The organism is Vibrio sp. 1F279 (assembly GCF_041439815.1).
Lineage (GTDB): Bacteria > Pseudomonadota > Gammaproteobacteria > Enterobacterales > Vibrionaceae > Vibrio > Vibrio tasmaniensis_A.
In genome coordinates this window covers 139,841-151,162 of record NZ_JBGOOU010000007.1, presented here as the reverse complement: position 1 = coordinate 151,162, position 11,322 = coordinate 139,841, and the positions used below count along the sequence as shown (strand labels likewise).

Genomic DNA, 11,322 nt, shown 5'->3' with positions numbered 1-11,322 from the left:
TTAATTAGACCAGTTATTGATCAGGTTCACTACATGCTTTTGTTCTGACTCAGTCAAAATAGGGCTTATCGGTAGACTTAAAATATCATCACAAATAGCTCTAACTTCATTTTTATGATCTATTTCAGCGTATGCTACCTGTTCATTGACAAATTTAGGATAGTGTTTTTGAGTTTGAACACCATTTTCTAACAAGTATTCACTCAACTTTTCTCGTTCCGATGTCTTAATAACAAACAAATGAAAAACATGGCTTTCTTCATATTCCCATTCAGGGAGTTTTACTAAATCATTATTAATATTGTCAATGTAATAACGTGCAACCCTTTGACGATCTTCAATATCTTCATCAATGTACTTAAGCTTAACTCTTAAAATAGCCGCTTGTATTTCATCCAACCTACTGTTCACACCTTTGTAAATGTGCTCATATTTTATGTGAGAGCCATAGCTTCTTAATGCAGAAACTATTTCCTTTAGCTTCTCGTCACTTGTTGTAATTGCACCGGCATCACCTAGAGCCCCTAAGTTTTTCCCTGGATAGAAACTGAAGGCACCAGCATGACCCCAAGATCCCGCTTTTTTCCCATCAATCATAGCTCCATGTGCTTGTGCGCAATCTTCTAGCACCAACAAGTCATAATCTTCAGCTAGCTTACAAATTTCTTTCATTGGAGCTAATTGACCGTACAGATGTACCGGAAGTATGACTTTGGTCTTTGATGTGATTTTTTGAGCGATTTTGGAAACATCGATGTTAAAGTTATTTGGGTCTGCGTCAACTAATACAGGAGTCAAATTACACTCGGAAATAGCAAGCACCGATGCAATAAAAGTGTTAGAAGGGACAATAACTTCATCACCATCATCGATTAACCCCATAATTTTCCATGCTTTCAAAGTAAGCGTTAGAGCATCTAGCCCATTGCCGACACCAATACAAAACTTCGTTTGGCAATAAGTTGAAAACTCTCTTTCAAACTGCTCGAGCTCATTTCCCATGATATACCAACCAGAGTCAATAACCTTGTCAAAGGAAGCCTTAATTTCGTCTTTGTATCTTTCGTTAATTTTTTTTAAGTCTAAAAATGGAATCATCATAATTACTCTGGAATGTATATTTCTGCTTGGCCGGTTATAACTTTTTGCTTGCCCACTTTACAATACGTATCAAAATAAACGCGACGTTTATTTATATCAATTTCGCTTACAACTACAGTAGCAACAACCGTATCATCAATGTAAACGGGCTTCCTAAACTTCAAGGATTGAGATACATAGACACAGCCTTCACCTGGCAGCTTAGTTCCAAACAGCGCGGAAAAAAAACTAGAGCTAATCATGCCATGAGCGATTCTTTTCTTAAAACGAGAGTTTTCAGCATAAACTTCATCAAGATGAACTGGGTTTCTATCTCCAGAGAAGCCAGCAAATTGCTTTACATCAGCTTCAGAAATAGTTTGAGAGTATGATGCGGACATCCCAACTTCAATATCGTGAATATCATACATTTAGTTACTCTCCTTTACCCATTGCTGTACGACATCATCTGGATAGCCTCTATGGAAGTGATTAACCCAAGGGTAAGCTGGCTTGCGGCTACCATCTTTCAAGCGTATTCTTGCGGCAGGGCCGATTAATTTCGCTGGATTACCAGAATAAAGCATATCTTCTTGAGTGCTTTTAGCTACTGTTGAACTTGCTCCAACTAAACAACCTTTAGCGATCGTGACTCCCGGTAATATTACGGACATTGTAGCTATCACAGCATAGTCTTCAATAACAACGCCTTGCATTACGTTACTTGGCGGATGCGGGTCATTCGTAAGGACAACATAGGGAAATAGCCAGACGTAATCTCCGACTTTTGAAAGTTTTCCTACATGAACATTACTGTGCAGCCTCACATAATCACCAAATTCACAATCCCCTTGTATATCTGATAGGGTTCCAATTTGAAAGTTTTTACCAGCGACGGTTTTCTCTCGAACAGAAACTCGATGACCCGTAACTAAACCTTCATCAAAAGTCGAACCCTCATAAAACATACTGTATGAGCGAATATGTGAATTTTTACCAACAACTAACTTTCTATTACCTGATAAAGAAGTTTCTACACCTAGTTCACAGTTACTTTCGACAACCGTATTGTCTCCAATATCTACATTGTCATGAATTATACTAAAGGCTCCGATAGTTACATTTTTACCAATCGTTGCTTTTTTCGATACGATCGCACTTTTATGTATAGTCATTAGTTTACCAACCTTAAAAATTCTTCATAATCACGAATATAATCTGACTCATCGTAAATATTACTCGCGAGTACCAACAAAACACAATCCTTTGAAAAATCGTGCATTTCTCGCCATTTGTTATTATCAATATACAACCCTTGTTCTGGACTATCGAGTACAACGCTCTCTCTCGACTGACCATCATCTAAGACAATTCTACAGCTACCTTTCACACAAATCGCCATTTGCTCTAATTTTTTGTGAGCATGAAAGCCTCTAGATATTTGGCTCTTTGTATCAAAAATATAGTAAACACGCTTAATTTCAAAGGGAATGTTACCCAATTCTTCGAGAGAAACTAATGATCCTCTATCGTCACCAAGCACATTGAATTTAAATGTTTTAATCATCAAGTTTTTCCAATAGTTTTTCTAGTTCTTTGACATCTACGTTCGCATCACCGTGAACAGAGTTTGAGTTATCGTCAGGAGTAGTAAGGAAGTGAATCAAATGAACATTTGAAACATCAGCTAAGGGCTGAAATACATAATAGTTAGTGCTTTGTGCCGATGGGTATAGTGATATAGCTGTACTACCTGGTTTCATGAATAATAAATTGGTAAAGGCAGCACCAGAAGCACCAACTATAACTTCAGCTTGCGAAAATAAATTATACTGCTCAAAAAAATCAAGAGAGCCAGGATCAACAAAGTCGAATCCTTTCCTATACAGTAACCTCTCTAAATCTAGAACATTACTGAGCTTCCTTAGCTTGGTGTTTTCTCTTTGTAAGTATATTTTTTTATTTTTCAAAATATAATTGTTCGATAGTGTGTTTTTTGACAATTTATCTTTAACTTTTTTCAAACAATCAGAAGAAACAAAAAACTCCTTTTTCGGATTAGGCAAAGACCGAGTATTATCAAGAGAAGTCCATAAAGGAGTACAATAGATTAAACTTTCGCAATAAACTAACTGACCCTTTTTTACGTGACAGAGATGATATTCAGTATTTTTTAACTCAGACAAGAGAAGTTCGATAAGGGAAAGACTTTGTTGAGGGGTTCCCTCTTCAACTAAAATGGTTATTTTTTCATCTTTAGATTCAATATACTCCATCATATTAGCTAGCTTTGGTATAACTTCTGTAACCCAGTGATAATAATTAGTCGAATGTTCTTTTAATAAACTTACCACTAATCCATCTAGAGTTAACTTTTCACGAATAAACGAAATCTGAAAATCAAAACCTTCCAGTTCTTCATATTTCAAGAAAATATCTGGCCGCTTTAAATCATGAATATTTTCCATTAGGCTTAATTCATGATGGTACATATTTATTCCGGAAATTACAGCATCTGTAGAACCAATAACCTGAACTCCGCTTAAACGCACAACTTTAGTATCAGGTAGTCTACCTTCAAGCGATGAACGTTTACATTCCTGATTATCTACATACAAGAGTGGACCTTGTACACTTGCATAGCGTTCAGATACATGTTGGATAATTTCACATCCCCCCCCCAATAACTCTAAATCCCCGACTAGTCTTACATCGAAACGATTTTCTTCGGGTTTATTTTCCTTAGATTTAAATAAACTTATTAGCCTAAAAAAAACATGGCGGTAGAATATAATACTGTCAATATATTGGTGACGAATAAACCTAGGGAACAAATAATATAGACTTCTCAATAACATTTAAAATCCATTTGTAATTTTACAAACTAATAAAACAAAAATTTCAATTCAATATCGAACGATAATTATCATTTCAACAAACGAGCATACCCAAAGCCTGATCGGCCAAAACCATTACCGTTATAAAACATAAGATAACTCTCTTTTACTTTTATTACATGGGGATATGCTATCATTTCAGAATCCCAGCCCGAAGCGCTAATATCAATTCCTGCAAGGTCGTCATTTCGATTCCAAACAATGCCATCCTTCGACTCGGCATATCCAATACGATAGCTAGCTTTTGGATCAGTTCTATAGTTTGTGAAATTACGGTATGAAAACCACATTCGATATCTTCCGTTTTCTTTGACTACAGAAGCTTTTACGATACCTGCCTCTTCCTCATTTTTATAGTCTATAGCGACTTTTCCTTCTCTGACCCAATTGATCCCATCTTCAGACTCAGCATATTTGATATGGTAACGTGGTTCCGATTTACCATTGACAACCTTCCAACCAGTACAGGATAAGTACCAATTTTTCCAAACACCATCATCAAATAAAACGCAAGTAGACGCCGAAAAATAAGGTTCTTTCCAATCTCTATCCCACAACGGCCCTTCGGAGAACCTAACAAATTTATCATCGGAAGAAGAAGCGATTGCTAAACCTACACTGTTGTGATAGGAAATATTATCCCTTACATTCCACCCGATATAATATAACCATCGTTCATCACCTCGATTAACAACCCATGATGGCATTACACCTCTATCATCAAATGTACCTAAGCTTCCAAGGTCAAGTAGAGGGCTTTCATTAATATGAATAATTTCTAAAGGGTTATCTGCATTAAGATCGACAAATGTTGGTAGACTTAAACCATCAATATTTCTAGTGGAAAAGTATACACGTATAATATTCTTATCTTCAATATAATCAGCAACTGGAGCTTGGGCATGAGTAACACTCCAAGGTATAGTGTTGTTGGGTTTATATATCAGCCCCACCTTTTCCCATTTATAATGATTAAAATACGTCATAGCTAAAACGAGTCCCTTTTTTCTTTGCGGGATGACCGATATACACTCCCCACTCTTCTGTTTCTTTTAAAGTTAGACACGAAGACATTGATAAGAGTGTGCCTTTGGCTAGATTGGAACCATCTCTTATAGTCGAATTAACACCTAGAAAGCAATTCTCGCCAATTACACAGTGCCCTGACATTACGACATGTGAAGTAAAAAAAACATGGTCTTTAACTATACCATGGTGCCCAATATGGTTCCCACTCCACAACACTACATTATTCCCAATTACAGAAAATGGTTGAATAGTATTATTTTCCAATATAAAACAATTCTCTCCAATTACATTGTTAAAAACTGTAGCTTTTGAACTGACATACGAAATGAAGTCATACCCTTTTTCTTTACCTTCTAAGTATACTTTTTCTCTTAGAGTATTCATTCTCTTTGCCATCATTGGCGCAAACAAATCATATTGTTCTGGAGGGTATTTTTTTTCCAACTCTTCAAAAGGTATAACAGGAAGATTATTATATCTTTTACATTTCATGTATTTTTCATGGACTGTAAAAGCAACTACTTTGTAAGGTGAATCCGTAGTCAAATAGTAATACGCAAGTTCGGCAAAGTCTTCAACCCCAAATACAACAATTGGCTTCATCACTAGTCCCTACTTATAGACGTAAACTGTATATTCATATAAACCATAGTCATTCCGTATGATATATTTCCTTGAGACATTTTTTGACAAGAACTCTGTGAGCAAGTCCAGAGAAAGGTGAAATAAATCATCCCTCTCCCAATCTACATTTTTTGACATTACATTGAACGCCATACCTATATTTACCTTTGCAAAAACACGAGTAAGTACAGCTTTGAAAAAGGATAACATTTCTTCGAATGAGAGGTCACATTTTTCAGTAAATACTCCATTTAGAATAACGTAGTCAAACTGTGGTAATTCGGTATCGTTATTTAATATATCAACACAATAGTAGCTGTTGCCTGGAAATTTCTCCTTAGACAAGGTCACAAACTTCCTTGATATATCAAGGCCTGAATAATCTACATTATTAAGCTCTACATCTTTCAAGTATTCAAAAAAATGAGAAGCCCCACAGCCAAAGTCTAACAAGGAAATACGCGAGTTAAGATCTTCTTGTACAATTAAATCTTTCATAATTGCATATCGTAACCTCGCATCTTCTTTATTTGGCCAATCGACACCTAAATGAGTGTCACCATATAAATCTAAACATTTTTCGTAATGTTTCATTATCGTAAGATGTTGATTTTTCATAACTAGCCCTATGATTAAATCTTAGCAAAAACTGTTTTCAATCGCTAAGGTATTAAATTTGACTTAAAAGATCAGAAAAAAATAGCAAGGCAACGTTTATATATATTTATAAAAAGCCTTGATAGTTTATTTAAAAAAGTAGGTCTATCTAGACGTTCAAGTAATTGATTGTTTATAGCTTTCATTTCAATAACTTGGTCATTTATAGCTCTAATTTCATAATTTTTCACTTCTAATTTTTTTTGCATGACCTCAATGAAATCTTCCTTACCTTTTATTTTGCTTTTTAAAAGGTCTATTTCATCTTGCTGATAGCCGATTGACAACTGCAAACTCTGTATTACTTCAGAATTTTCATTAATCCTTTTCTCACTAGATTGATTATGTTCATAGAAATACTCAACTAACTTTAAAAGCTCGTTGTATTCAAAAACATTCAAATTTTCAATAATTTCTTGCTTATAATTCTTGTATTCACATAAGGAAGATCTAATGTATAACGGCATATAGTTTTGTTCATATCTTTGTCTAAAGCCACGATTATATCTAACGATCGATTCTAAGTTTTTCTTTAATTGAAATAGCTTACTTAAACGACTCCACTCGCCATTTTTGTGAATCCTATACGATGACATAGATTCATCAATATAGTGAATCGGACCAAGTTCCGACATCAATGTTAATAAGAGCCAGTCGCCAGGATTTTCCCTAAAGAAGTCAAAATCTATTTTTTTCATCATATTTATTCGATATAACATCGACGATGTATGAAAATATGCTAGTCCCTTTGTAAAATCGTCAATCGTAAAAGTATTTTTTATACTTTGATTAACAATATATTCGTTGTCGCTTTTGCTTTGGTTTTTAATAACTTTAGTATTGTGTGAACAACCGGCGTGATCAGGTAGTTTTTCCAACATTTCAAACTGTTTTTGTAGCTTATTTTCATCAGTCCAATAATCATCGCCTTCACAAAGAGCAATATATTTAGCACCACTATTAAGGCATCTAGGATAAAGATCATCAATAACAGATTTTCCCCCTGTATTTTTTTCAGGAAGAATCAACTCCAATTTAGAGCCATACCTACGTCGAAGATCAAAACACTTATCTCTCGTACCATCAATCGAACAATCATCTAAAAGAATCAATTTAAATGTAAATGTTGTCTTTTGACTCATGACTGATTCAACAGCTTGTTCAATATAATCTATATGGTTATAAGTACACATCCATACGATTACTAAAGGAGGATTATTCATTATAACTCCATGAAAAACAGTTATTATAGATACGTCTTCCCATTGAACATAAGAACGTCTATGATCGAAAGATTACTGACAAACTCATTAGAAAACTGGTCATAGACCAAAGATTTGTTCTCCATAAATCTTAGTTCAATATTGTTATTTAAGAATGCACCTCCAGCATAGAGATCCCTCCCACCGAGTGCATTTATATATACACTAGCACATTCCTTTTGGCATATGTCGATTATTCTATCTTGCCCTTTTAACTGGGAGTTATTGTAGCGAGACGAGCTTATAACGAACTCTGAATTAATATCTAAGTGTTTAGAAATATTAACTATGCTATTGGTTATAAAGTCAGATAAGCTCTCTGATTTATAACCAATGATTTTACTTACCAAAGCGTAAGTTTCTTCAAAATGAGGGGCTCTTTTATAATTTAACTCAATTGTTTTAAGAAATTTGCTCTTCCATAATGAGATTTGGGGAGATAGCAATATTTCATTTATACGCCTATTCTGGCTAGCATTAACCAGAGGCATTGTAAACATTTTTGGCTCTCCGGATATTAATATCCGATTCCTATTTACCCATCCTTTTTTTATATAGTTGACATCATCATAAATTATAAATTTGTCGACTGACTTAATTAGCTCAAAATAACCGAAGTATGGGAAAAAGTAGGGTTGCATTATTGCTACTTTCATCGTGAGGCCCTAATCACATCAATTACGTTACTTGCATCATCTATATTAAGGTCAGAGTATATTGGGAGGCATAAAACTCTAGCACTTATTTTTTTTGCAACGCTAAGACTACCTTGTCTAAAAATTTCTCGATTGTTTTTATAAACATCAAAATCAGATACTAGCGGATAAAAGTATTTTCTAGATAAAATATTGTTATCTTTTAATATTTCATAAAGCATATCACGATCAATACCAAATTCACGTTCATTAACTACTATTGGAAAGTATGAGTAATTATATTTTACGTTATCAGATTCCTTCAGAACTTCGATACCAGGCACGTCAGATAGCTTTTCACGGTACAAATCAGAAATGCTCTTGCAATGAGTGATTTGCTCCTCAACATACTTTAACTGAGCTAAGCCAAAAGCAGCCTGTACTTCATTCATTTTGCCATTAATCCCAATATCAACCACCGATTCTTCTCCAGCAAAGCCAAAGTTTTTCAAGAAATCGATCTTTTTCTTCATATCAGGACAGTTTGTTATTAGAGCTCCACCTTCAATCGTATTGAATACCTTTGTTGCATGAAAACTCATCATTGATAAGTCACCGAAATTTAAAATAGACTCACCGTCAACTTCAACACCAAAGGAATGAGCTGCATCATAGAAAACTTTCAAATCATATTTATCAGCAATAGATTTTAGAGCTTTTACATCACATGGGGTTCCATAAACATGAACTGGCATTATAGCTTGCGTTTTTTCAGAGATTAAGCTCTCTATCTTAGAGGGATCCAAATTATAGCTATCGGGATCTATATCACAAAACACAGGGGTACAACCATTCCATTCAATTGCATGAGAAGTTGCTACAAACGTAAAAGGAGTGGTGATAACTTCTCCAGTTATCCCTAAAGCTTTGAGACCAGTCAATAAAGCAATAGTACCATTACAAAATAAAGAAACGTACTTAACTCCAAGATGGTTGGCTAAAGCTCTTTCTAGTTCTTGGTGATAATGCCCCCCATTAGTAAGCCATTTCCTATCCCAGATATCCTCTAGCATTTGGTTAAATTCACTAAGAGGCGGAAATGAGGGCTGTGTTACTTTAATTTTCATGTCTTATTCTCCCAAGGAAAAGAGCCATCGCTCTCAACACGAACCCCTACAAAATCCGCAAGCTTTTGATAAGAGTTTGTCTCCGCAACATTTAAAACCAATAAATTTTCTGGCTTATCTTTAAAGAATTCTTTTACGTCCTTCTCGTGCTTTTCGTATAAATCCATGTAATGCTTCTTATCATAAAGCGGTACGTTTGGATAACCATACATAACTTTCATTGCATCCAAACTATACCCCTTATAGCGATACATAGAGTTATCTAGATCATGTTTAGAGGGTAAGCTATTCTTATCAGTTGAAAAGACTTTGGAATGAAACCGAGTAAGAGACTCATACCACTGCTCTGAAGAATCTCTCAACGTCAAAATAAACTTGGCATTTGGGTATTGTTCAAAGATTTTTATATATGTTCCAGGTAGAGAAAAAGGAATATCTTGAAAAGCGTCAGCCATTTCACAAAATCTGAGTATTTTTTCAAATTGATTATTATTCCAATCAAATATTAGCATTTCCGCTGTTGCTTGGTCCCCTAAAGTAAAACCAAATAATCGAAATGCATTTTCTAATGAAGTTGTACCTGTTTTATTGAACCCTATACAGAAATACTTTGTGTTATTGTTAATTGCACTCATTTATATATCAACCATTATATATCACTCTAGAATTACAGTAGCCTCTGATTTTTTCTAAATCTCTTTCACTGTTAACTTAGGAAACACATGAACTTTGGACCATAATGTTATTTCCGGTCTAACTTTAACTTTAAACAAGTAGGCATTAGGTATTGCATCTATAAAATTATAGGACACATTTTCCACTAGTGTTGACGTAATTGTAGCTTGGATTGAGTAATGGTTATATTGTAATGGAAGTCTAAAGTCATAATCGACAATATGACGACTTCCTTTCTTTATATCAATTAACTCCCCCTCAGAAAGAAGGCAACCTCCTGATATAATATTAATTTTCTTGTCATCAAAAACCTGAAAATTAACGCTCACTTTGTCTTCTATATCACTTTCGATATGTATTCTTAGTCTAACTTCTTCATTAAAGTCAGCCTCATGCACTAATTCGCCATTCTTGTCTAAAAGTTCAACTAAAGTTATGTTTGCGCCGCCTGAACCGTATCGAAATTCTGCAACACGCGTCTTAAACACTTTTAAGCTCTTTAGATCTCTTGTCTCTTTGAGCTCAGCACGTGGTAATATATTGGAATTCAGTTCGGGTTTATCAACCACAGCAAGGTCTTTAGAAATACGATCGCTTTGTGCCTCTCGCATCTCTCTCATATATAATTCAGCGACTTCTCCAGCGTGACCTTCAGCATGAAGAACTCCATTTTTTATGTAGATTGCCCTCTCACACAAACTCTTCACACTACTGATATCATGACTAACGAAAAGAATAGTAGTGCCATTCTCTTGAATTCTTTTCATTGCTGTCATACATTTAGCTTGAAAGTTCATGTCACCGACGGCTAATGCCTCATCCACAATTAGTATGTCGGGATCAATACTGATAGCTATAGAAAATGCTAATCGTGCAAACATCCCCGAAGAATAACCACGCACAGGTTGATTAATGTGATCACCTATGTCTGCAAATGCAATGATCTGATCTAGTTTTTTGTCGACACTTTCTTTAGACACTCCCATCAAAGAACTGTTAACATAAATATTTTCAATTCCAGTCAGTTCATTATTGAATCCGGTTCCTAGCTCCAATATAGATGATACAACGCCGTTTACTTGAGAAGCTCCTGATGTAGGAGTTAGAACTCCAGTGATAATCTTGAGAAGTGTTGACTTACCTGCACCATTTTGACCAATTATTCCAACAGTTTCACCTTTGTGGATATCGAAGCTTACATCTCGAAGTGCATAGAAGTCTTCATGGTAGACTTTTCTAAATGGGTGAAGAGCCTCTTTAAAGCGGTCCTTTGGATTATGGTACATTGGATAAGTCTTGGTTACGCCTTTGCAACTTATGGCAAGTTCATTCATAA

The 11,322-nt window shown here is 35.1% G+C and carries 13 protein-coding genes; all 13 read right to left on the bottom strand.

Going from position 1 to position 11,322, the window contains the following annotated elements; translation table 11 throughout:
* On the bottom strand, nt 1-1,098 hold the full coding sequence (locus ACED60_RS07880; RefSeq protein ID WP_371727281.1) for a DegT/DnrJ/EryC1/StrS family aminotransferase: 1,098 nt from the start codon (nt 1,096-1,098) through the stop codon (nt 1-3).
* A gap of 5 nt (nt 1,099-1,103) precedes the next feature.
* Entirely contained in the window at nt 1,104-1,511 is a 408-nt protein-coding gene (locus ACED60_RS07875) for a MaoC family dehydratase (protein ID WP_009847939.1), read from the bottom strand.
* Nucleotides 1,512-2,255, bottom strand: a complete 744-nt coding sequence (locus tag ACED60_RS07870; protein WP_009847940.1) for an acyltransferase — start codon at nt 2,253-2,255, stop codon at nt 1,512-1,514.
* Complete coding sequence (locus ACED60_RS07865) at nt 2,255-2,647, bottom strand: FdtA/QdtA family cupin domain-containing protein (RefSeq protein ID WP_009847941.1); 393 nt, start codon at nt 2,645-2,647, stop codon at nt 2,255-2,257. Before ACED60_RS07865 ends, ACED60_RS07870 begins: the two co-directional genes overlap by 1 nt.
* A complete protein-coding gene (locus ACED60_RS07860; protein WP_009847942.1) occupies nt 2,640-3,938 on the bottom strand; it encodes a DUF563 domain-containing protein in 1,299 nt (432 codons plus the stop codon). Before ACED60_RS07860 ends, ACED60_RS07865 begins: the two co-directional genes overlap by 8 nt.
* A 68-nt stretch (nt 3,939-4,006) precedes the next feature.
* Entirely contained in the window at nt 4,007-4,963 is a 957-nt protein-coding gene (locus ACED60_RS07855; RefSeq protein ID WP_009847943.1) for a hypothetical protein, read from the bottom strand.
* On the bottom strand, nt 4,950-5,609 hold the full coding sequence (locus tag ACED60_RS07850) for an acetyltransferase (RefSeq protein ID WP_009847944.1): 660 nt from the start codon (nt 5,607-5,609) through the stop codon (nt 4,950-4,952). Before ACED60_RS07850 ends, ACED60_RS07855 begins: the two co-directional genes overlap by 14 nt.
* A 9-nt stretch (nt 5,610-5,618) precedes the next feature.
* Nucleotides 5,619-6,248, bottom strand: a complete 630-nt coding sequence (locus ACED60_RS07845) for a class I SAM-dependent methyltransferase (RefSeq protein ID WP_371727264.1) — start codon at nt 6,246-6,248, stop codon at nt 5,619-5,621.
* A gap of 71 nt (nt 6,249-6,319) precedes the next feature.
* Nucleotides 6,320-7,510: a glycosyltransferase gene (locus ACED60_RS07840; protein ID WP_371727262.1), complete on the bottom strand. Its 1,191-nt coding sequence runs from the start codon at nt 7,508-7,510 to the stop codon at nt 6,320-6,322.
* Nucleotides 7,511-7,533: 23 nt separating this feature from the next.
* Entirely contained in the window at nt 7,534-8,205 is a 672-nt protein-coding gene (locus ACED60_RS07835; RefSeq protein ID WP_009847947.1) for a WbqC family protein, read from the bottom strand.
* Entirely contained in the window at nt 8,202-9,311 is a 1,110-nt protein-coding gene (locus ACED60_RS07830; protein WP_009847948.1) for a DegT/DnrJ/EryC1/StrS aminotransferase family protein, read from the bottom strand. Before ACED60_RS07830 ends, ACED60_RS07835 begins: the two co-directional genes overlap by 4 nt.
* Nucleotides 9,308-9,946, bottom strand: a complete 639-nt coding sequence (locus ACED60_RS07825; RefSeq protein ID WP_009847949.1) for a sulfotransferase — start codon at nt 9,944-9,946, stop codon at nt 9,308-9,310. Before ACED60_RS07825 ends, ACED60_RS07830 begins: the two co-directional genes overlap by 4 nt.
* 54 nt (nt 9,947-10,000) lie before the next feature.
* Nucleotides 10,001-11,320 carry an ABC transporter ATP-binding protein gene (locus ACED60_RS07820; RefSeq protein ID WP_009847950.1) on the bottom strand — a complete coding sequence of 440 codons (1,320 nt, stop codon included), beginning with the start codon at nt 11,318-11,320 and terminating at the stop codon, nt 10,001-10,003.
* Between the last annotated feature and the right edge of the window lie 2 nt (nt 11,321-11,322).